The 22276-nt window shown below is 70.3% G+C and carries 18 protein-coding genes; 9 read left to right on the forward strand and 9 right to left on the reverse strand.

The window, feature by feature from the left end:
- Window positions 1-8: 8 nt before the first annotated feature.
- Together ACZ63I_RS22470 and ACZ63I_RS22475 are read right to left on the reverse strand one after the other, a co-directional pair.
- A complete protein-coding gene (locus ACZ63I_RS22470; RefSeq protein ID WP_469340754.1) occupies window positions 9-1253 on the reverse strand; it encodes an epoxide hydrolase family protein in 1245 nt (414 codons plus the stop codon).
- Between the two features lie 34 nt (window positions 1254-1287).
- The gene (locus tag ACZ63I_RS22475) at window positions 1288-1653 is read right to left on the reverse strand and encodes a DUF192 domain-containing protein (protein ID WP_469340755.1); all 366 of its coding nucleotides are present in this window, start codon (window positions 1651-1653) and stop codon (window positions 1288-1290) included.
- A gap of 115 nt (window positions 1654-1768) precedes the next feature.
- On the opposite strand from ACZ63I_RS22475, the gene ACZ63I_RS22480 reads away from it, so the two are divergent.
- Entirely contained in the window at window positions 1769-2695 is a 927-nt protein-coding gene (locus ACZ63I_RS22480; protein WP_469340756.1) for a prepilin peptidase, read from the forward strand.
- Window positions 2696-2771: 76 nt separating this feature from the next.
- Window positions 2772-3548 (forward strand): class I SAM-dependent methyltransferase, encoded by a 777-nt coding sequence (locus ACZ63I_RS22485; protein WP_469340757.1) that lies wholly within the window; start codon window positions 2772-2774, stop codon window positions 3546-3548.
- 384 nt (window positions 3549-3932) lie between these two features.
- On the opposite strand, the gene mgrA is transcribed toward ACZ63I_RS22485, so the two are convergent.
- Complete coding sequence (gene mgrA, locus ACZ63I_RS22490; RefSeq protein ID WP_469340758.1) at window positions 3933-4970, reverse strand: L-glyceraldehyde 3-phosphate reductase; 1038 nt, start codon at window positions 4968-4970, stop codon at window positions 3933-3935.
- Between the two features lie 170 nt (window positions 4971-5140).
- Between mgrA and ACZ63I_RS22495 the strand changes: the two genes are divergently transcribed.
- The 5 genes from ACZ63I_RS22495 to ACZ63I_RS22515 all read left to right on the forward strand — a co-directional run bounded on the left by ACZ63I_RS22495 (window position 5141) and on the right by ACZ63I_RS22515 (window position 11044).
- A complete protein-coding gene (locus ACZ63I_RS22495) occupies window positions 5141-5902 on the forward strand; it encodes an isoprenyl transferase (RefSeq protein ID WP_469340759.1) in 762 nt (253 codons plus the stop codon).
- A 379-nt stretch (window positions 5903-6281) separates the two neighbouring features.
- Window positions 6282-7604, forward strand: a complete 1323-nt coding sequence (locus tag ACZ63I_RS22500) for a PhoH family protein (RefSeq protein WP_469340760.1) — start codon at window positions 6282-6284, stop codon at window positions 7602-7604.
- A gap of 386 nt (window positions 7605-7990) precedes the next feature.
- The gene (locus ACZ63I_RS22505; RefSeq protein WP_469340761.1) at window positions 7991-8698 is read left to right on the forward strand and encodes an aggregation-promoting factor C-terminal-like domain-containing protein; all 708 of its coding nucleotides are present in this window, start codon (window positions 7991-7993) and stop codon (window positions 8696-8698) included.
- A 151-nt stretch (window positions 8699-8849) separates the two neighbouring features.
- Window positions 8850-10241 carry an AI-2E family transporter gene (locus tag ACZ63I_RS22510; RefSeq protein ID WP_469340762.1) on the forward strand — a complete coding sequence of 464 codons (1392 nt, stop codon included), beginning with the start codon at window positions 8850-8852 and terminating at the stop codon, window positions 10239-10241.
- The gene (locus ACZ63I_RS22515; RefSeq protein WP_469340763.1) at window positions 10238-11044 is read left to right on the forward strand and encodes a hypothetical protein; all 807 of its coding nucleotides are present in this window, start codon (window positions 10238-10240) and stop codon (window positions 11042-11044) included. Before ACZ63I_RS22510 ends, ACZ63I_RS22515 begins: the two co-directional genes overlap by 4 nt.
- 8 nt (window positions 11045-11052) lie before the next feature.
- Here the strand turns inward: ACZ63I_RS22515 and ACZ63I_RS22520 are convergent, their stop codons facing one another.
- Complete coding sequence (locus ACZ63I_RS22520; protein ID WP_469340764.1) at window positions 11053-11319, reverse strand: type II toxin-antitoxin system antitoxin; 267 nt, start codon at window positions 11317-11319, stop codon at window positions 11053-11055.
- On the reverse strand, window positions 11316-12251 hold the full coding sequence (locus tag ACZ63I_RS22525; protein ID WP_469340765.1) for an SPFH domain-containing protein: 936 nt from the start codon (window positions 12249-12251) through the stop codon (window positions 11316-11318). Before ACZ63I_RS22525 ends, ACZ63I_RS22520 begins: the two co-directional genes overlap by 4 nt.
- Before the next feature lie 230 nt (window positions 12252-12481).
- Between ACZ63I_RS22525 and ACZ63I_RS22530 the strand changes: the two genes are divergently transcribed.
- Window positions 12482-14755, forward strand: a complete 2274-nt coding sequence (locus tag ACZ63I_RS22530; protein ID WP_469340766.1) for a transglycosylase domain-containing protein — start codon at window positions 12482-12484, stop codon at window positions 14753-14755.
- A 90-nt stretch (window positions 14756-14845) separates the two neighbouring features.
- Here the strand turns inward: ACZ63I_RS22530 and ACZ63I_RS22535 are convergent, their stop codons facing one another.
- The 4 genes from ACZ63I_RS22535 to ACZ63I_RS22550 form a co-directional block, all read right to left on the reverse strand.
- Window positions 14846-16312, reverse strand: coding sequence for a catalase (locus ACZ63I_RS22535; RefSeq protein WP_469340767.1), 1467 nt, complete (start codon window positions 16310-16312; stop codon window positions 14846-14848).
- Between the two features lie 146 nt (window positions 16313-16458).
- Window positions 16459-18330: a SpoIIE family protein phosphatase gene (locus ACZ63I_RS22540; protein WP_469340768.1), complete on the reverse strand. Its 1872-nt coding sequence runs from the start codon at window positions 18328-18330 to the stop codon at window positions 16459-16461.
- Window positions 18331-18779: 449 nt separating this feature from the next.
- Entirely contained in the window at window positions 18780-19451 is a 672-nt protein-coding gene (fomD, locus tag ACZ63I_RS22545) for a cytidylyl-2-hydroxypropylphosphonate hydrolase (RefSeq protein ID WP_469340769.1), read from the reverse strand.
- 52 nt (window positions 19452-19503) lie between these two features.
- On the reverse strand, window positions 19504-20913 hold the full coding sequence (locus ACZ63I_RS22550) for a class II fumarate hydratase (protein WP_469340770.1): 1410 nt from the start codon (window positions 20911-20913) through the stop codon (window positions 19504-19506).
- A gap of 330 nt (window positions 20914-21243) precedes the next feature.
- Here ACZ63I_RS22550 and ACZ63I_RS22555 point away from each other — a divergent pair, with 330 nt between their 5' ends.
- Window positions 21244-22200, forward strand: a complete 957-nt coding sequence (locus ACZ63I_RS22555; protein WP_469340771.1) for a LuxR C-terminal-related transcriptional regulator — start codon at window positions 21244-21246, stop codon at window positions 22198-22200.
- The last annotated feature ends 76 nt before the right edge of the window (window positions 22201-22276 follow it).

Here is a 22276-nt window from a genome sequence, read left to right on the forward strand (position 1 = left end):
GGCCCCGGTCAGGGGCGGGGGCGGAATGTGCGGCGGAGGTCCGTGATCCACGCCTCCGGGGTCTCCCACGGGATGAAGTGGCCGCCCTCCGCGTGGGCCGTGAGGTTCGTGTGGTGGTACCAGGACGCGCGGTCGCTGCTCAGCCAGTGCTCGACGCGTTCGGCGGGGGTCGTCACGCCCGGCGGGTTCTCGTGGGCGACGAACGTGATGCCCGTCGGGGCCTCGACGGCCGGCCGGCGGTCGTGGGACGGCGTCCAGGGGTAGCGGTTGGCGTTGGCGTAGTAGCGGATCGACGTACTGATGGTGTTGTTCGCCCAGAAGATCATGGCGTGGGTGAGGAGGTCGTCCTTGGCGAAGACGGTCTCCACGTCGCCATGACTGTCGCTCCAGGTGGTCCAGCGCTTCAGGATCCACGCCAGCAGGCCGACGGGGGAGTCGGAGAGGCCGTACGCGAGCGTGCTCGGGTCGAGGAGGTGGGCGGACAGGTGGACCGCGAAGCGGCGCTCCAGGGACAGTAGTTGGCTGTGCGCGGCGGCCGGCAGGCCCGCCGGGACCGGGTGGCCCCCGGTGATGTCCCAGGCGCGCTCGCCTGTGAACATGTCGAGCCGCTGGCCCGATCCGATGTGGATGCCGTGGAGTTCGCCGGCGTACTTGTGGCCCAACTGGCCCGTGACCAGGGCGCCCACGTCGCAGCCGCCCGCCGCGTACTTCTCGTACCCCAGCGTGCCCGTCATCAGGGTGTGCCAGAGGTCGGCGACCTTGACGAAGTTCATGTCCGGGTCGTCCGGCAGCGGCGTCGAGAAGCCGAAGCCCGGCAGGGACGGGACGATGACGTCGAACGCGTCCGCCGGGTCGCCGCCGTGGGCCGCCGGGTCGGCGAGCGGGTCGATGACCCTGGACCAGTGCCAGAACGTCCACGGCCAGCCGTGCGTGAGGATCAGCGGGGTGGGGGCAGGCCCGACGCCCGGCTTGCGCATGAAGTGGACCGGTACGCCGTCCACGTGCACCCGGTAGTGCTCGTACGCGTTGATCGCCGCCTCCGCCGCACGCCAGTCGTACTCGTCGAGCCAGTACTCGGCGAGTTCCTGGAGGTAGCGGCGGCTGATCCCGTAGTACCCGTCGTCGTTGCCCGCGTCGTCGGGCCATCTCGTCAGCCGTAGCCGGGTCTTGAGGTCGTCCAGCACAGCGTCCGGGACATGGATCGGGGTCGGCTCCAGCGGAAAGGCCGTTGGCTCTGCCGTCGATTCCTTCATGGGTCCTTCCGGGGGCCAGGGGTGGGGGCCAGGCTCAGGTAGCCGCGGTCACCGTCACCTGTACGCCGGGGCGCAGCCCCCAGGTTGCCATCGTGCCTGCCTGTGCCTCCAGCACGTGGCGGGCGCGGAGGCGGGGGAGTGGGAGGCGGCCCGGTTTGAGGGTGTGGATGTGGAGGACCGTCAGGTGTCTGTCCAGGTAGGCCACATCGATCGGGAACCCCATCCGGAAGGTGTGCACGCTGCCGCACGGGGTGATCAGCATCGCGCCCTCGACACCGGTACGTCCCAGCAGTCCGCGCCGCCTCGCGCGGTACGACGCGGCGATCTCCAGGGGCACGGTGTCCCCTTCGGCGACCGTCAACGTCCCTTTGCCGTCATGCCATTTGCCCACTTTGCCCATGGCGGTAGACCGTATCGCCCCCGGTGTCCGCAGACACGACCCAGGGCTCCCGGCGCGGGTAAGTGGGCCCCAGGGCCCATGACCGGGCGCGGTCGCGGCCGTTAGGGTCGGCCTTGTGTACGCCGCGCTGATCGTCCTTGCCGCCGCCTGGGGCGCTGCCACCGGGCTGCTGCTGCCGCGCGCCGCGTACCGGCTCTCGGTCGAGCCCGAGGACCCGTGGCGGGACACCTGCCCCGCCGGGCATCCGATCACCGGGGTCGCGCGCGGCTGGCTGGGCCGGGCGGGGTGCGCCACCTGCGCGGCGGCCGGGATCCCCGCGACCGGTGCGCCCGCGCCGGACGGCGGTCCCGCGCCGGACGGCGGTCCCGCCCCGGACGGCGCCCCCGCGACCGGTGCGCCCGCGCCCGACGGCGGTCCCGCCTCGGACGGCGGACGCGCTCCCGACGCCGGGGCCTTCGGCGCCGACCGTGGTGCCGGACCGCAGGTCCCCGCCGTTCCGGTCCCGTACGCGCCGTCCGTGCTCGTCCCCGTCGTCACCGCCCTCGTCTGCGGCGCGCTGGCCGCCGCCACCGGGCCGCGCCCCGAGCTGGTCGTATGGCTGCTGCTCGCGCCCTTCGCCGCACTGCTGGCGCTCGTCGACAGCAACGTCCACCGGCTGCCCGACCAGTTGACCCTGCCGCTCGCCGTCGCCGCCCCCGTCCTGCTCCTCTTCGCCGACTTGCGGCCCGGCGCCGACGGGGCCTGGTCGACGGCGGTGCTCGGCGGGTTCGTCCTCGGCTTCTGCTATCTCGTGCTGTTCCTGATCAACCCCGGCGGCATGGGCTTCGGCGACGTCAAGCTCGCGCTCCCGCTCGGGGTCGCCCTCGGCTGGTACGGCTGGCAGGTGCTGTTCTTCGGTGCCTTCGCCGGCTTTCTGCTCGGCTCGCTCTACGGGGCCGGGTTGATTCTCCTGCGCAAGGCCGGGCGGAAGTCCGCGATTCCGTTCGGCCCTTTCATGATCGGCGGCGCCCTGCTCGGCCTGCTCGCCGGCGCTCTGCAATAGCGCCTTCATCCCCACGGCCCGCGGCCTCCGGCAAAAGAGTTCGCCGTCCCCGAACCACCCCTGGGAGACTCGCGCCATGCACGGAACCCGCACCTTCGAAGAACTCGTCGCCGAGGCCCAAGCGGTCTCCGTGGACGGCTGGGACTTCTCCTGGCTCGACGGCCGCGCCACCGAGGAGCGCCCGCCGTGGGGGTACGCCGGTGCCATGGCCGAGCGGATGTCCCGAGCCGGCGCCGCGCTGGACATCCAGACCGGCGGCGGTGAAGTGCTCGCCTCCGTACCGAAGTTGCCGCCGCTGGCGGTCGCCACCGAGTCCTGGCCGCCGAACGTCGCGCGCGCCACCGCCCTGCTGCACCCGCGGGGCGTCGCGGTCGTCGCCGACCCGGACGAGCCGCCGCTGCCGTTCGCCGACGCCGCCTTCGACCTGGTCGTGAGCCGGCATCCGGTGAAGGCGTGGTGGGACGAGATCGCGCGGGTGCTGGCCCCCGGGGGCACGTACTTCTCCCAGGAGGTCGGCCCGGCCAGCGTGTTCGAGCTGGTCGAGTACTTCCTGGGGCCGATGCCGCAGGAGGTACGGTCCGGTCGCGACCCGGAGCGGGCCCGCAAGACGGCGGAGGCGGCCGGCCTCGACGTGATCGACCTGCGGACGGCCGAGCTGCGGACCGAGTTCTTCGACGTCGGGGCCGTCGTCTACTTCCTGCGCAAGGTCATCTGGATGGTGCCGGGCTTCACCGTCGGCCAGTACCGGGACCGGCTGCTGGAGCTGCACCACCGAATCGAGGCCGAAGGCCCCTTCGTCGCGACGACGACCCGCTTCCTCGTCGAAGCGGTCAAGCCCGGCCGCCCCGGCTGACCCGGCCGCCCCGGCCGCCCCGGCTGACCCGGCGCCCCGGCTGACCCCGCCGCGCTGCCCGCCAGGGCTGACCCGACTCACCCGACTGCCCCGTCGTCAACGCCGCGCCCGAGGCCCCATCGCTCCTGTGGGTTACCAAAATAACTGGCGAGTTCTCGCCACATCGGACCGCCGAATCCCTTCGGAGCCCGGTATTCCGGGGCACAGGCGGCATCCGAGCGCTTCCGGAGCGTCACGGCATCGCGCCACGGCCCCCAGGACCACTTACAAAGGGTTATGGTGGAAACCCCCCCTCGGGCCGGTCCGTAACCCCCCCCACGGACCGGCCCGTTTTTTCTTGCCCGAACGGAAGCCGACCGCGTCAGCCCCGAAGCTGCGACCGCGTCAGCTCCGCCCGGCCCAGATGTTCGTGCCCTCCGTGTCCACCGCGAAGGTGTCGATCTCCCGCAGCTCGTCCGCCGACAGCGGCTCGGCGCCCAGCGCCGCCACGTTCTGGTCGAGCTGCGCCACACTGGACGCGCCGATCAGCGCCGACGTCATCCGCGGATCCCGCAGCACCCAGTTCAGCGCGAGCTGCGCCAGCGACTGCCCGCGCCGCCGCGCGATGTCGTTCAGCCCGTTCAGCCGGCGCACGACCTCCTCCGAAAGCAGCCCCGGATCAAGGGACTTGCCCTGGGTGGCCCGCGAGCCCTCCGGGATGCCGTCGAGGTACTTGTCCGTCAGCAGCCCCTGGGCCAGCGGTACGAAGGAGATGCAGCCCATCCCGGCCGCCTCCAGCGTGTCCAGCAGCCGGTCGTCCTCGATCCAGCGGTTGATCATCGAGTACGACGGCTGGTGGATCAGCGCGGGCACCCCCAGCTCCTTCAGGATCCTGGCCGCCTCCGCGCTCTGCTCCGCCCGGTACGAGGAGATGCCCACGTACAGCGCCTTGCCCTGCTGTACGGCGGAGGCCAGCGCCCCCATCGTCTCCTCCAGCGGGGTGTCCGGGTCCGGGCGGTGCGAGTAGAAGATGTCGACGTAGTCGAGGCCCGTCCGCTTCAGGGACGCGTCGAGCGACGCCAGCAGGTACTTGCGGGATCCCCATTCCCCGTACGGTCCCGGCGTCATCCGGTAGCCCGCCTTGGACGAGATGATCAACTCGTCCCGGTAGGCGGCGAAGTCCTGCGCGAAGATCTTGCCGAAGTTCAGCTCGGCGGCGCCGGCCGGCGGGCCGTAGTTGTTCGCCAGGTCGAAGTGCGTGACGCCCAGATCGAAGGCGCGGCGAAGAATGGCGCGTTGTGTGTCCAGGGCGTGGTCGTCGCCGAAGTTGTGCCAGAGGCCGAGGGAGACGGCGGGCAGCTTCAGACCGCTGCGCCCGCTCCTGCGGTACTCCATCGAGTCGTACCGGCCGTCCGCTGCGAGGTAATGGGGAGAATCAGTCACGCTTCCTTCCTTATCACGGACTTGTGACACTCCGGGTTGGGCTCCGGCAGGGACCGAGCAGTAGTGTGACGGCTTCGGGTCGACCAGGTCTGGTCAGGTCCCGGGCCTCAGGTGTCCCCAGGACCGGCCCGCCACGGAACCCCCCGCACAGAATCGAGAGGTGGACTCACGTGAATCTGCGCGACCTGGTGTACGGGCTCTACGCGCGCCGGGTGGAGGGCCGCCTCGACCACGCCCAGGGACCCAAGCACATCGGCGTCATCCTCGACGGCAACCGTCGCTGGGCCAAGGCGTCCGGCGGCACCGCCGAGCAGGGGCACAAGGCCGGCGCCAGCAAGATCCTGGAGCTGCTCGGCTGGTGCTCGGAGACCAACGTCGAGGTCGTCACCCTGTGGATGCTGTCCACGGACAACTTCGACCGCCCCGAGCAGGAGCTGATCCCGCTGCTCGGCATCATCGAGGACGCCGTGCACGACATCGCGGCCGACGGCCGCTGGCAGGTGCACCACGTCGGCACCCTCGACCTGCTGCCCGCCCACACGCAGAACGTCCTCAAGGAAGCCGAGCAGGATACCGTCGGTAACCAGGGCATACTCGTCAATGTCGCCGTCGGCTACGGCGGCCGGCAGGAGATCGCCGACGCGGTCCGCTCCCTGCTGGCGGAGCACGCGAGCAAGGGCACCTCCCTGGAGGACCTCTCCGAGATCGTCGACACCGACCTGATCTCCTCGCACCTCTACACGCGCGGCCAGCCCGACCCCGATCTGGTCATCCGCACCAGCGGCGAGCAGCGGCTGTCCGGCTTCATGCTCTGGCAGAGCGCCCATTCGGAGTACTACTTCTGTGAAGTCTTCTGGCCGGCCTTCCGGAAAGTCGATTTTCTGCGCGCCCTGCGTGACTACGCGGCGCGCCACCGCCGCTACGGCGCCTGAATCGGGCCTTGTGCCGTAAGGCATCCGAGCCCTTCGCCGCGGATCTCGCCCCGGCGGGGGCGGTCCGCCCGCGTCCCCTTCACCCACGATTCACCCGGTGTCCGTCATATGCCATGGCATGGCGGCGCGTGTTCGAGGGAATACCCCCTTCAGGTCGGCGTCCGAAAAGTTCTGTCAGCAATGCCAGGCGGGCGCCGCATCTCAGTGGACGGCATGGGGCCGTCCACCCGGGAGGCCCTTTGCACCAGGACGACCGTACGGTGAAACGTACGGGCGACGTGGAGGGCCGGAGCTCGGCCCGCGCATGGGAGCCGCAGCCCGGTCCACCCGCCCGCGACGCCGTCGCACCCCGACCTCATCCGAGGGGGTACGTCCTTCCGTGGTGACCAGCACAAAGCGCCGCATGCCTGACAGGCGCACCTACGTTCTCGACACCAGCGTCCTGCTGGCCGATCCGAACGCCATGTCCCGCTTCGAGGAGCACGAAGTTGTGCTCCCCATCGTGGTGATCACGGAGTTGGAGGCCAAGAGGTCCCATCCCGAACTCGGCTACTTCGCCAGGCAGGCCCTGCGCCGGCTCGACGACTTCCGAATCCGGTACGGACGCCTCGACGCCCCGCTCCCGCTCGGCGACCTCGGCGGCACGCTCCGTGTCGAGCTCAACCACTCCGATCCCGGCGTTCTGCCCGCCGGCTTCCGATTGGGGGACAACGACTCACGGATTCTCGCGGTAGCGCGCAACCTCCAGGCCGAGGGGTACGACGTCACGGTCGTCTCCAAGGACCTGCCGCTGCGCATCAAGGCGTCATCGGTCGGACTCCTCGCCGAGGAGTACCGCGCCGAGCTGGCCATCACCGACTCGGGCTGGACGGGAATGAGCGAGCTGTCGCTCTCCGCCGAACAGGTCGATCTCCTCTATACAGAGGAGACGCTGTTCGTGCCCGAGGCGAGCGAGCTGCCCGTGCACACCGGCCTGGTCCTCCAGTCGGACCGGGGCAAGGCGCTCGGGCGGGTGACGGCCGAGGGGAATGTACGGCTCGTACGGGGCGACCGGGAGGCCTTCGGGATCCACGGCCGCAGCGCCGAGCAGCGCATCGCCCTCGATCTGCTGCTCGACCCGGACATCGGCATCGTCTCGATGGGCGGCCGGGCGGGCACCGGCAAGTCGGCGCTGGCCCTCTGCGCCGGCCTGGAGGCGGTCCTGGAGCGCAGACAGCACCAGAAGGTGATGGTCTTCCGTCCCCTCTACGCGGTCGGCGGCCAGGAGCTGGGCTATCTGCCGGGCACCGAGGCCGAGAAGATGAGCCCCTGGGCGCAGGCGGTCTTCGACACGCTCTCCGCCGTCGCCGGGCGCGACATCATCGAGGAGGTGCTGGGGCGCGGCATGCTCGAAGTGCTGCCGCTCACGCACATCCGCGGCCGGTCCCTGCATGACGCGTTCGTCATCGTGGACGAGGCCCAGTCGTTGGAGCGGAACGTGCTGCTGACGGTCCTCTCCCGGATCGGGGCCAATTCCCGGGTGGTGCTGACGCACGACGTGGCGCAGCGCGACAACCTCAGGGTCGGGCGGTACGACGGGATCGTGGCCGTCGTGGAGAAGCTGAAGGGCCATCCGCTCTTCGCGCATGTCACGCTCAACCGCTCCGAGCGCTCGCCGATCGCCGCGCTCGTGACCGAAATGCTGGAGGAAGGTCAGATCTGACCCAAATGCAGCAGTTGGCGCCGCCCGGCAAAGCCTGAGAGCTTAGCCGGGCGGCGCCGCGCTGCGCGGACATTTCCGCGAAAGACTTGAGGCAAACGAGGTGTGAGCTTTCACACGCAACGAAGAATTGCCTTGCGGCGTCACCGTCCGGCAGAGTCTTGCTTCCGTCAGGCCCCCGCATACGGCACTCACGCACCTTCAGGGGTGCGGCTCCACACAACTCAACAACTGCCGCCGTATGCCGCCCGCGTACCAACGCGGCACTCCCCGCAGGGGATTGCCCACCGGGCCCGCGTCTCCAGTGACCCGGTTAGTACGGAGACCAGCGCAAGGGGCACGATCGCGTCCGCGAGGTCACCAAGCGGGCGATGCTGGAAGGACACCGTGTGAGCCGGATTTCGGTCCGGGGATTCGCCGTGGCGTCAGCCACCGCGGTCACCACCGTCGGCGCTGTCGTGGGAGTTGCCTCAGGCGACCCCCAGACCTCGAACAGCGACAATTTCGAGGCGACCGCTGCTGACACGACACTCCTCGCAGACATCCCCGTAGGCCAGCAGGCGCAGGTGCAGACCGCGTCGCTGACCCAGCAGGCCGACGCGCAGGCCGCTTCGGCCGACGCCGCGGCGCAGAAGTCCGCCGAGGAGGCGGCCCGTATCCAGGCTGCCCACGACGCCAAGGTGAAGAAGGAAGCCGCCGAGGCGAAGAAGGCGAAGGAAGAGCAGGAACGCAAGGACGCGAAGGAGCGTGCGAGCCGGGACTCGGCGCGCGCCGACGCCTCCAGCTTCACGGTCCAGAGCTCCTACTCGGCCTCCCAGGTCCAGGCGATGGCACGGCAGATGATGCCGTCCGACCAGTTCCAGTGCTTCAGCAACATCGTCAGCCACGAGTCCGGCTGGAACTACACGGCGCAGAACGCGTCGTCCGGTGCCTACGGTCTCGTCCAGGCGCTGCCCGGTTCGAAGATGGCATCGGCGGGCGCCGACTGGCGGACCAATCCGGCCACGCAGATAAAGTGGGGCCTGGGTTACATGGACGGCCGCTACGGCAGCCCCTGCGGCGCCTGGTCGTTCTGGCAGGCCAATAGCTGGTACTAGACATCAGAGGCAGCGCCGGGCCCCGCCGGCCGCTCAACCTCACGAAGCCCCCCACCGTCCCTACGGTGGGGGGCTTCGCACGTGTACGGTCAGGTCCGGACGGCTTCGGGGGGAGTGAGTGGGGAGAGATCCGGGGGGAAGAGGGAACATCATGTCAAGAGTGCCAGCGTGGCTCGGTCGGGTAGGCGCGGAACTGACCCAGATGGGGGAGCGCTTGGAGCAGCGCAGGGCCGCCGCGGAAGAGGACGACCATCACGACGTCCCCGTGGTGGAACATCCGGCGGAGAGCGTCCCGCCGCCGCCCACGTACGCCCCCGCCGTCGCGGCGAGGCCCGAGCCGGTCGCCGCCATCCCCTGGGGTATCCGGGTCGCGGGTGAGGCGGCCTGGCGGCTGCTCGTCCTCGCCGGCACCGTATGGGTGCTGATGCGGATCATCAGCGCCGTCCAGATCGTCGTCCTCGCCTTTGTCGCCGGGCTGTTGATCACGGCGCTGCTCCAGCCCACCGTCGCCCGGCTGAAGCGCGCCGGGCTGCCGCGCGGTCTCGCCACCGCGCTCACCGCGCTTCTCGGCTTCATCCTGATGGGGCTGGTCGGCTGGTTCGTGGTCTGGCAGGTCGTGGAGAACATCGACGACGTCTCCAACCGCGTCACCGACGGCATCGACGAACTCAAACGCTGGCTGCTCAACAGCCCGTTCCATGTCACCGAGGACCAGATCAACGACGTCGCGAAGAGCCTGAGCGACGCGATCGGCACGAACACCCAGGAGATCACCTCCGCGGGCATCCAGGGCGTGACGGTGATCGTCGAGCTGCTGACCGGGATGCTGCTCGCGATGTTCTCGACGCTGTTCCTGCTGTACGACGGCAAGCGGATCTGGCAGTGGGCGCTCAAGCTCGTCCCCGCGCAGGCCCGGCCGGGCGTCGCGGGCGCCGGGCCGCGTGCCTGGCGCACCCTCACCGCTTACGTGCGCGGCACGGTCATAGTCGCGATGATCGACGCGATATTCATCGGCGTCGGCATCTACTTCCTCGACGTGCCGCTCGCCGTGCCCCTGGCCGTCTTCATCTTCCTCGGCGCCTTCGTGCCGCTGGTCGGCGCCGTGGTCTCCGGAGCCCTGGCCGTGGTCGTCGCGCTGGTCACCGACGGCGTGTTCACGGCGCTGATGGTGCTGGTCATCGTGCTCGCCGTCCAGCAGATCGAGGGGCACATCCTGCAGCCCTTCATCCTGGGGCGCGCGGTACGGGTCCATCCGCTCGCCGTCGTCCTGTCCGTGGCGGCGGGCAGCCTCGTCGCCGGGATCGGCGGCGCTGTCGTCGCCGTACCGCTGGTGGCCGTCACCAACACCGTCGTCGGCTATCTGCGCTCCTACAGCAGCGACCAGGCGCTGCGGAAGCAACCACCGCCGCACGGCGCCACGGCCGCCGGCCTCGCGCCCACCCCGGCGCCCGGGGCCTCGGTGCCCGCAGGGGCGCCGCCCGCCGAGCCGCCGGCCGAGCCGCCCGCCGACGACGGCACCGAGCCGCGGGACCGGCCGGAATGATCTCCGAGCCGGAACTGGTGGGCGGGCAGCCCGTTCCGGCGCCGCGCCGTGCCGACGACCCGCCGGGGGCATGGCGGGCCGGCGCACCCGACCCTGCCGCCCCTGACGATTCTGAGGCCCCTGAGGCCCCACCGGAGACCATCGCGGCCGACGGGCCGCCGTCGCGGCGCGGACCGTGGCTGTGGGGCCTCTGCGGGGCCCTCCTGGCGTCGGCGGGCTGGGCGGCCTGGATCCAGTACGACCACGGCGCCGCACCCGATCTGCGGGGCTACCGGGTCAGCCGCAATCTCTGCCTCGACGCCGAACTGCCCGCGCTGTCGGCCGCGCTCGGCACCGAACGGCTGCCGAAGGCCGTGGTGGACGAGCGGGAGAGCGTCGACCGGTCCTTCTGCGTGGTCGAGTTGACGCCCGAGGGCAAGAGCGGCCGGCAGGCGATCAGCGCGACCACCGAGCACGCCACCGTCAACATCAGTTACGTCCTGCACAAGAAGACCGACCCGGGGCCCGAGTTCGCCGCGACGGCGACCGGGCCCGCGTCCGCCACGGGACCCCCGTACTCGGCGAAGCTCGTCCCGGACCTCGGCGAGCGGGCCTACGTGCTGCGGGACGCCGTGGGCAACTCGCTGCAGCTCAGGGTCCTCGACGGCCAGGCGGTGATCACCGCCGAGGTCCAGGCGTTCACCGAGTTCGGTACGGGTCCCGGCGCCGGCAACCAGTACGTGCACGAACCGCTCGAACCGGACGTGGTCGAGCCCGCGCTGGTCGCCGACGTCAGGGACTTGATGGCCAAGCTCCGCACGTGAGCGCCGGCTCAGCCCGGTTGGTCCCCCGTATCTGCGTCTGTATCTGCGTCCGTGTCTGCGTCTGCGGCTGCCCCTGACGGTCCCGCCTTCGGCGGTCTGCCCCGGCGCGGGATGGGCCCCGCGCCGCCCGGCAGCCGCCCGTGCTCGGCGAGCGCCCTGCGGAGCAGGAACTCGATCTGCGCGTTGGCGCTGCGCAGTTCGTCGCCCGCCCAGCGCGCCAGCGCCTCGTACACCGCCGGGTCGAGCCGCAGAAGGACCTGCTTGCGTTCGGTCACTGGTAGAGCGTGCCCGTGTTCACGACCGGCTGCGCCGCCCGGTCACCGCACAGCACGACCAGCAGGTTGGAGACCATCGCCGCCTTGCGCTCCGCGTCCAGCTCCACGATGTCCCGCTCGGTGAGCCGGGTGAGCGCGGCCTCGACCATGCCGACGGCGCCGTCCACGATCTGCCGCCGCGCCGCCACGATGGCGCCCGCCTGCTGGCGCTGGAGCATCGCCGACGCGATCTCGGGCGCGTAGGCGAGGTGGGTGAAGCGCGACTCGACGATGTGCACCCCGGCCGCCTCGACCCGGGCGAGCAGTTCGAGGGTGAGCTTCTCGGTGATCTCCTCGGAGCTGCCGCGCAGCGACAGGCCGCCCTCGTCGTGGGCGTCGTACGGGTACTCGATGGCGATGTGCCGTACGGCGGCCTCGGTCTGGGTGGAGACGAACTCAAGGAAGTCGTCCACCTCGAACGTCGCCATCGCCGTGTCCTCGACCTTCCAGACCAGCACGGCCGCCAGTTCGATCGGGTTGCCGTAGGCGTCGTTGACCTTGAGGACGGCCGTCTCGTGGTTCCGTACCCGGGTGGAGATCTTGCGGCGCGAGGTGAGCGGGTTGACCCAGCGCAGCCCGTCGGTGCGGATCGTGCCCCGGTAGCGGCCGAAGAGCTGTACGACGCGGGCCTCGCCCGGCGCGACCATGTTCAGCCCGATCATCGCGAAGACCGAGACGACGATGAGGACGACCCCGACGATGATCAGGGCCGCCTGGGCGCCGGCCGAACCGAGCGAGGGGCCGGTGACGGTCAGGGCGATACCGCCTGCGAGCCCGACAAGGCCGAGCAGCAGGGCGAGCCCGCCGCCGATGCTGTGGGCGGGAAATTCCCGGACGCGTGGTGCGGGCATCTCGGGCAGGTCGTCGTTCGGTGCGGTGCTGGTGGAAGCCATGTTCGTACCCCGTTTCGCTGCTGATCCACCGCGCGGCGGATCACTATCATTGTGCTATCAAATTATCGCGATTGGCAACCCTTCGGGGCTCTCGTGAGTCGGTTCCACTGGAATGGGTGCTGATTGTCACGCTTCAAACGTGCTATCGGCGGTCCGTCCGCATAGGGAGCAGTGTTAGCTTTCTGAGCTGATTCCGACCAAGGCGACCCCGAGAGCGGAGCGAGAAACCGATGGGCCGAGCTGATGAACGACGGGCCCGGCAGCAAGGATCGCGCCGGGCGAAGAAAGAGGCCGGTGGCCGTATACGCCGGCTCTTCACCTGGAAGAAGATCCTCGGCACTTTCTTCGGACTCTGCCTGCTCGCGATGGGCGCTTTCTTCGTCGCGTATCTGCTCGTACCGGTACCGGACGCCAATGCCCAGGCCGAGATGCAGAGCAACGTCTACAAGTACAGCGACGGCAAGGTGCTGACGCGCACAGGAAAGATCAACCGCGAGATCGTCGGTCTTGAGCAGATCCCCAAGCCGGTCCAGCGCGACTTCGTCGCCGCCGAGAACAAGAGCTTCTACCAGGACTCCGGCGTCGACATCAAAGGCACCGCGCGCGGCCTGCTCAACACCCTCTCGGGCAAGGGCAAACAGGGTGGTTCGACGATCACCCAGCAGTACGTGAAGAACTACTACCTGACCCAGGACCAGACGGTCACCCGCAAGCTCAAAGAGCTGGTGATCTCCCTGAAGGTGGACCGGCAGAAGGACAAGAACGAGATCCTCGCCGGATACATCAACACCAGCTATTACGGGCGCGGCGCCTACGGAATCCAGGCCGCCGCGCAGGCCTATTACGGCATCGACGCGGCCAAGCTGAACGTCTCGCAGGGCGCGTATCTCGCCGCCCTGCTCCAGGCGCCGAACCAGTACGACTGGGGCCAGGCGACGCCCACCGGCAAGCGGCTGGTCACCGAGCGCTGGAACTACGTCCTGGACAACATGGTCGGCCAGCACTGGCTCGACCCGGCCGAGCGGCAGGGCCTGAAGTTCCCCACCCCGCACGCGCCGAAGGCGGCCCCCGGCATGGAGGGCCAGACCGGCTATCTGGTCGAGGCGGCCAACAAGGAGCTGGTACGCCAGGGCGTCAGCCAGGAGAAGATCGACGCCGGCGGCTGGACGATCACGCTCAACATCGACGAGAAGAAGCAGAAGGCCCTGCTCGCCTCGGTGAAGAAACAGCTTGAGGACCATCTCGACCGCAAGAAGAACAAGGTCGACGCGACGGTCCAGGCCGGCGCCACCTCCGTGGACACCAAGACCGGCCGGGTGGTCGCCCTGTACGGCGGTGTCGGCGCCACCGAGCACTGGATCTCCAACGCGACCCGTGCGGACTACCAGCCGGCCTCGACCTTCAAGGCGGTCGTGCTCGCCTCCGCCCTGCAGAACGGCGCGCAGACGCAGGACGGCCAGAAGATCGGCATCGGCACGATCTACGACGGCACGAGCCAGCGGCCCGTCAAGGGCAGCGACACCCCCTTCGCGCCGGAGAACGAGGACGACCGGAGCTACGGCAAGGTCGACGTGCAGAAGGCGATGGACGACTCCATCAACTCGGTCTTCGCGCAGATGGTCGTGGACGCGAGCCCCGCCGACGTCAAGAAGACCGCGCTCAGCCTGGGCATGCCCGACGGCGACGGTTTCCCCGAGCGGCCCGCGATAGCGCTCGGCACGATGGACGCGTCCACCTGGGACATGGCGGGCGTGTACGCGACGCTCGACAACCACGGCAAGAAGGTCACGCCGTCCATCGTGAAGTCGGCCGAGCACAAGGACACCCAGGTCGACCTGCCGGACCCGATCGGCAAGCAGGTACTTACCCGGGAGACCGCCGACACCGTGACCAAGGTCCTGCAAGGGGTGGTCACGGACGGTTCCGGGTCCGTCGTCAACTCGGACGCCTACCACGCGGCCGGCAAGACCGGTACGTCGGAGAACAACAAGTCGGCCTGGTTCGTGGGCTACACACCGCAGATCACCACGGCGGTCGCACTGTTCGGCGAGTCGCCCAAGGACGGCGGCGGGCAGGTCACCCTGACCGGTACGGCCAACTCGGGCCGCGCCAACGGCGGCGGCTTCCCCGCCAAGATCTGGGCCGACTACACGCTGGCCGCCCTCAACGGCGGCTCGGACGTGGACTTCGACCTGGAGGCCCAGAAGGTCGTACGCGAGGAGCCCTCCGAGTCCCCCTCGACGTCGGCACCGGAGGAGTCGCCGAGCGAGAAGCCGTCCGAGACGCCGTCGGAGAAGCCGCCCGCGCCGAGCATCACCCCGCCCAGCGAGTCGCCGAGCGAGTCGGCGTCCGAGGACCCGCAGGAGGACCCGTCCGAGACGGAGTCCGCCGATCCTGACGACCCCGGCGATCCCGGTGAGGGCGCGTCCTCCAACGAGGAGGAAGGGGACCGCCAGCCGGTCCGGCCCAACCTGCTGGGCGGCGGCAGCGAGCAGCAGCGGTAGCGGTACCGGCCGGCCGTCGTCGCGGCACGCGAGAGGGGCCCCGGTGGACGCCTGAGGCGTATCGCCGGGGCCCCTCTCGGCCGGCTGGGGTCAGCCGCCGTTGACCTTGGCGGCGATCCGGTCACCGACGCCCTTGTCGATGTTGCGCCAGTACTGCAGCGCCCGGTCCAGGACCGGCCGGGAGACGCCCTGGAGCAGGTGTCCCGACACGTTGGAGACGAGCCGGTCGCGCTGGGCGTCGTCCAGCACGTTGCGCACCTGGGTGCCCGCCTGGCCCCAGTCGTCGTCCTCGCGGCGCAGCTTGTACGCCTCGCGCACCATCTCGCCCGCCGAGGCCCAGCCCGCCGGGTCGCCGAAGCGCTGGAAGTCGGCCGCGGGCCCGCCGTACGAGTTCGGCGCGTACGGCACGGCGGCGTTCGACGCGGTGTACCGCATCGGGCCGTCCTTGGAGTACGAGTTCACGCCGGAGTGCGGCCGGTTCGGCGGGAGCTGGGTGTAGTTCGGCCCGATCCGGTACCGGTGCGTGTCCGGGTACGAGAAGAGCCGGCCGAGCAGCATCTTGTCCGGCGAAGGGCCGATGCCCGGCACCATGTTCGACGGCTCGAACGCGGACTGCTCGATGTGGACGAAGAAGTTGTCCGGGTTCTGGTTCAGGGTCATCCGGCCGACGTCGATCAGCGGGTAGTCGCCGTGCGGCCACACCTTCGTCAGGTCGAACGGGTTGAACCGGTAGTCCGGCGCGTCCTCGAACGGCATGACCTGGACCTTCAGGCTCCAGGTCGGCGCGTTGCCCGACTCGATCGACTCGTACAGGTCGCGCCGGTGGTGGTCGGCGTCGGAGCCGGCCATCTCGTCGGCGTCCGCCTGCGTCAGGTAGTCGATGCCCTGGTCGGTCTTGAAGTGGTACTTGACCCAGAACCGCTCGCCGCCCGCGTTCACCCACATGTAGGTGTGCGAGCTGTAGCCGTTCATGTGGCGGAACGACTTCGGGATGCCCCGGTCGCCCATCAGCCAGGTCACCTGGTGCGCCGACTCGGGCGACAGGGTCCAGAAGTCCCACTGCATGTCGTTGTTGCGCAGCCCGGTGGCCGGGTGGCGCTTCTGGCTCGAGATGAAGTCCTGAAACTTGATGGGGTCGCGTACGAAGAAGACCGGCGTGTTGTTGCCGACCATGTCGTAGTTGCCGTGTTCCGTGTAGAACTTCAGCGCGAAGCCACGCGGGTCGCGCCAGGTGTCGGGCGAACCCTGCTCACCTGCGACCGTCGAGAAGCGGGCCAGCATCTCGGTGCGCCGGCCCGGCTGGAAGAGGTCAGCCTTAGTGAACTGACTGACGTCGTTCGTGACTTCGAACACGCCGTACGCGCCGGCACCCTTGGCATGGACCACTCGCTCGGGGACCCGTTCGCGGTTGAACTGGGCCATCTTCTCGATGAGGTAGTGGTCCTGCAGCAGGATCGGCCCGTCGGAGCTGACGGTGAGCGAATGCTCGTCGCTCTCCACCGGGATTCCGACGTTGTTGGTCGTGTACGGCGGCACTGTGGGGGATGACTCGGTCACAAGCGGCCTCCTGTCGAAAGAAGGCCCGGGGGTCCGGGGACTGCCCCGGGTATGGCGGCGGGTACGGAACCCGCCTGCCCCAGTGAACCCCTACGACACCCCTTCGGCAACACTTGGATTCGGTCCAACCCTGGGACCGGTAGAAATCAGGCAGGCGTCGCGATCTCGAACCAGACCACCTTGCCGGTGGAGAGCCGGGTGGCGCCCCAGCGCCGCGCCAACCGGTTGACCAGGAACAATCCCCGGCCGCCCTCGTCCGTGTCCCGGGCGCGCCGCTGCCTCGGCAACTGCGGAGAGTCGTCGCCGACCTCGCACCGCACCACATCGGTACGCAGCAGCCGCAGCGTCACGGGCCGCTCGGCGTACCGTACGGCGTTGGTCACGACCTCACTGATCAGCAGCTCGACGGAGTCGCTGATCTCCTCCAGGTCCCAGGCGGCGATGGCCTGCCTGGCCAGCCGTCGGGCCTTGCGCGGCGCCTCGTCCCCCGGCTCCAGGTCCCAGAAGGCCACATCGCTCGGCGCGATCCCGTCGAAGCGGGCGGCGAGCAGTGCGATGTCGTCGTCCCTGTCACCCGGGCCGAGCACGTCCAGTACGTCGTCGCAGAGCGCTTCCAGCGGCGGCGCGTGGTCCGATCCGGTGATCTGCGCCGTCGCGGCCAGTCGCTCGCGCAACTGTTCGATACCGGTCCAGACGTCCCGCAGCCGCGACTCGACGAGGCCGTCCGTGTAGAGCAGCAGCGTCGCCCCGGCGGGCGCGTCCAGCTCGACCGCCTCGAAATCCACCCCGCCGACGCCGATCGGCGCGCCAGGCGGCACCTTGAGCACTTCGGCCCGGCCGCCGAGATGGAGCAGTATGGGCGGCGGATGACCGGCGTTGGCGATGGTGATCCGGTGCGCGACCGGGTCGTACACCGCGTAGACGCAGGTCGCCATGCGGTCCGTGCCGAGCCGCTGCGCCTGCTCGTCCAGATGGTGCAGCACCTCCTGCGGCGGCAGGTCCAGGCCCGCGAGGGTCTGCGCCGTCGTGCGGAGCTGGCCCATGATCGCGGCCGAGGTCATCGAGTGGCCCATGACATCGCCGACGACCAGCGCGACCCGGCTGCCGGGCAGCGGGATCGCGTCGTACCAGTCGCCGCCGACCCGGGCCGTCTCGGCGGCCGGCAGATAGCGGGAGGCGAGCCGTACGCCGGTCGGCTGGGGAAGGTTCTCGGGCAGCATGGTGCGCTGCAGCTCGTCGGCGATGTACGCCTCGCGGCCGTACAGCACCGCCTTGTCGATGCCGAGCGCCGTGTGGGTCGCCAGTTGGGCCGCGACCAGCAGATCGTTCGGCTCGAAGGGCGCGCGGTCGCTCCTGCGCAGGAAGACGGCGGCGCCGATGACCCGCCGTCTGCCGCGCAGCGGGGCGAGGATCGCGCGGTGCCCGCTCGGTACGATCCGGCCGGCCCCGAGCAGTTCCGGCAGCGCCACCCGGGCGGCGGCCGAGTCGCCGAAGACGGGGCGCACCCCGCGCAGCACCTCGTTGAGCGCGCCGCCGTTCAGCACCTCGCACAGCTCGGCCGCCGGCATCACGTCGGACTGCGCGTCGAGGATCTGCCCGGGTCCGTCCGGCAGTTGCGGTACGAGACCGATCGCCGCCTCCGTGTCCTCGTCGGACAGCCGCAGCCGGTCCGTGCGGCGCAGCCGCAGCACGAACGGCGCGACGGGCCGCTCGTCGCCGACGGGCAGCGGGTCGCGCAGATAGACGAGTATCGCGTCCGAGAACGTCGGGACCGTCGCCCGGCACAGCCCGAGGACGATCTCGTCCAGGTCTATGCCGCGCGCGATACGCCGGGTCGCAGCGCCCACGAACCGCAGCCGGTCACCCTCGCGGCGCGCCGTGACCGTGGGGTCGGCGGCCACAGGGCCTGCCGGACCCGGGACGGTGCCCGTCGGCGCCTCCTGGCGCGGCCGGGTACGTTCCTGCGGCCTGGCAACCAGGGGCTGCCGGCCTTCGTGGGAGGTGGGATGCTCCGTCACGCGTGGGATTCCGTCCGTCCGGGCCGGTGATGCGCTGCGATCGTCGCGTCGGCTGGGGCTGGGTGGCGGCCTTCGCGCACGGCTCCACCTACCCCCTCGTGGTGACTTGCTTACGGTTGACTTTAGGTCAGGTCGTGCGCGGCGCTCCTCCGTTGGCCAGGTGAGGCCCTGCGGAGGACGATCCTACGGTTGGACCCGGTGGGCACAGCAAGGGTCTCACGGCGCCGGTTGCTGTGACCCGGTGATCCAGAGCACGGTCGCGGGGCCCGTTTCGGACCCGGATTCGGGCTCGGTTCCTGACCCGGCGGATCCACGGCTCCCGGACCCCGCCGGTCCGCTGCTCGCGGCCGGCGCGCGTGCCGATGCCCTGACCGGGGTGCGGACCAGGGCGCTGACCGGTGTGCGGACCGGGGCGCGGGACCGGTGGGCGGACCGATCCGTACGCCCGGTCATCCGGCCGCCACCTCGGACCGGGCCGGCATCCGGTCCCAGTCGTCCGGCAGGGCGGGCACCGGCCACCGCGGATCGGGCCGCCACCGCTCCCAGCCGTCCGCGAACGGCGCCGACCAGGCCGAGATCGTCTCGATCGCCGCCCGGCCCGCCGCCCTGACCCGGCGCGCCTGCGCCCGGTCCATCAGCCCGTCCTGCTGGGCCTGCGCGAACTCGTCCTCGTCCCGCCAGCGCCAGCTACGGTCCGCGTAGACGTCGATGTCGAGGAAGTGGTCCTCCGAGTCGATACCGCCCGACCAGCGGGTGCGCGGGCTCTCGAGGTTCACGTACCAGCTCTGGAAGCGCCAGCCCGTGCTCCACCACACCCACACCGACCAGGGGTCGCCGGGGCGGGCCAGCTTCAGCACACCCATGCCGTACCACTCGTCGCGCACCACCGTGCGCGGCGCCGTGTAGCGGGTGGCGAGCGGTTCGAGGTGGACGGGCCTGCCGTCGGCGAGGGCGGGGCGCACGCACTCGGTGCCGGGCGCCAGCCACACGGCGAGCACGTCGTCCGTGTCCCGGACGACCGTGACGGGACGGCAGATGTGTATGCGATCGCCACCGTTCTCGCGGTAGCGCCACAGGATCTGCGTGCCGGGCGGCCATTTCCGCCCTTCCGTCTCCGTCATGCACAGATCCTAGAGGTGAGGCTCACTCAGCGCTGCGGTGCGCGTCACCCATTCACGGCCGCGTCATCCTCAGCACGTCCAGCGCCTCGTCCAACTGCGCCAGGGTGAGATCGCCGCGCTCGACGTAACCCGAGGCCAGCACCACCTCGCGGATGGTCTTCTCCTCGGCGAGCGACTTCTTGGCGACCTTCGCCGCCTCCTCGTACCCGATGTACTTGTTCAGGGGTGTCACGACGGACGGGGACGACTCGGCGTACGCGCGCGCCCGCTCCACGTTGGCGGTGATCCCGTCGACCGTGCGGTCAGCGAGCAGCCGGCTCACATTGGCCAGCAGCCGCACGGACTCCAGCAGGTTCTTGGCGATCACCGGCAGCATCACGTTCAGCTCGAAGTTCCCCGCGGCGCCCGCCGCTGCGACCGTCGCGTCGTTGCCCGTGACCTGCGCCGCCACCATCACCACGGCCTCGGGGATCACCGGGTTGACCTTGCCCGGCATGATCGAGGAGCCCGGCTGGAGGTCGGGGAGCGCGATCTCGGCGAGTCCGGTGCGCGGGCCCGACGCCATCCAGCGCAGATCGTTCGCGATCTTCGTCAGCGAGACACCGAGCGTACGGAGCTGGCCCGATGTCTCCACGAGCCCGTCGCGCGCGCCCTGCGCCTCGAAGTGGTTACGGGCCTCCGTCAGCGGCAGCCCGGTCGTACGGGCCACCTCCTCGATCACGGCGGCCGAGAAGCCGGCCGGCGTGTTGATGCCGGTGCCCACCGCCGTACCGCCCAGCGGCAGCTCGGCGAGGCGCGGCAGCGAGGCCGTCAGCCGCTCCACCGCGTACCGGATCTGCGCGGCGTAGCCGCCGAACTCCTGGCCGAGCGTGACGGGCGTCGCGTCCATCAGATGCGTCCGGCCCGACTTCACGACCTCGGCGAATTCGTCCGCCTTACGCTCCAGGGCCTGCGCCAGATGGTCCAGCGCGGGCATCAGTTCGCCGGTGACGGCCGCCGTCGCCGCGATATGGATGCTGGAGGGGAAGACGTCGTTGGAACTCTGCGACGCGTTGACGTGGTCGTTGGGGTGGACGTCCCTGCCGAGGCGCTCGGTGGCGAGCGTGGCCAGCACCTCGTTGGTGTTCATGTTGGACGACGTGCCCGACCCGGTCTGGAAGACGTCCACCGGGAAGTGCTCGTCCCAGCGGCCCGCGGCGACCTCGGCCGCCGCCTCCTGGATCGCCCCGGCGATGTCCTTGTCGATCACCCCGAGGTCGGCGTTGACCTTGGCGGCGGCCGCCTTGATCCGCGCCAGGGCCTCGATGTGCGCGCGTTCCAGGTGCTGGCCCGAGATGGGGAAGTTCTCCACGGCCCGCTGTGTCTGGGCGCGCCATTTGGCCGCGGCCGGCACCCGCACCTCGCCCATGGAGTCGTGCTCGGTGCGGAAACCGCCCTGGTCGGGGCTCACGTCGTTCGTCATCGTGGGTCGTACCTCCTACGGGCAACAGCATCCTGGTCATGGGATGTGTTCCCCGCGGCGGCCGGGCCACCTCGGAGGGATGGCGCGGTGTACCCCCGTGGCACCGCGACATCCTCCGAGTGGGGCCCCGCCGCGGCATGGGAGTGACCGGGCGGGGCGGTTCGCGACTGGGCGCCGCACACTCATCGTGGCCGATCACGGGCTGTCAGGGACACAATCAACGGACGTACAAATGTAATCTGCATAGTTGTGAAGGACGATCAATCCACCCCATGGGCATGCGATTGCCGCGAATCGTCACAGAGTCGGCCGTGCGAGGCGGCGCTGGCCGTGTACCGGCACGGTCTTGAGGCGGGGCGGGTCCGGCGCGACGAGGTGCCGGGCTGTCTGCACGCCCTGGGGCTCGTCGTGGACGACGGCGAATCGGCCGCGTTCATGAGCCTCATCCCACCGGGTGCCGCCGCGCTCACCGCGCTCGGCCCGGTCGAGGAGGAGATCGCCGAACGGCACAGCAGACTGCGCTCACTGCGCTCGGCGCTCGCGGTCTTCGAGGGTCTCTACGACGACAAGCACCGGCTGGACCCGCCCGTACTCACCAGGATCGTCGGCCTGTCCGTCATCAACGCGGCGATCGACACCGCCGTGGCCGACTGCCGGGACGAGATCCTCACCATCCAGCCGGGCGGTGTGCGGCCCGCCGTGGCCCTGGCCGACGGGCTCGCGCGCTCCAGGGACCTGCTGGCGCGCGGGGTGCGCCAGCGGACGATCTACCAGCACACGGTGCGCTCGCACGGGCCGACCCTCTCGTACATCGAGGAGGTGACGGCGGCGGGCGCGGAGGTCAGGACGATCGCCGACGTCTTCGACCGGATGCTGATATTCGACCGCGAGATGGCGTTCATCCCGTCGGACGAGGTGTCGACGGCGAGCACCGCCGTACGGGTCCAGCACCCGGCCCTGATCCGCTTCCTGCTGAACCACTTCAACAGCTCGTGGGCCAGGGCGGTTCCGGTGCGTCCCGCGGTCGGCTCGCCGCGTACGCGCGTCATCACCTCGGACCTCCAGCGGACGATCCTGCTGGCCGTGGTCAACGGCGAGACGGACGCGTCGATCGCGCGCCGGATCGGGATGAGCAGGCGCAGCGTCGCCGAGCACATGCGGAAGGTCTCGGAGCAGCTCGGCAGCAAGAGCCGGGCCCAACTCGGCTTCCTGCTGGCGACTTCGGGGCTGCTGGAAGCGCCGCTGGACGGGACGGACGACAGCAGGGGCCCGCTCGACAGCGCCTGAGCGGGCGGCTGTTGAGCGGGCGGCGGCTGTCGCCGTCGAGCGGGCCGCGGCTGTCGCTGTCGAGCGGGCTGTTCGG

The organism is Streptomyces sp. NPDC087906 (assembly GCF_055584925.1).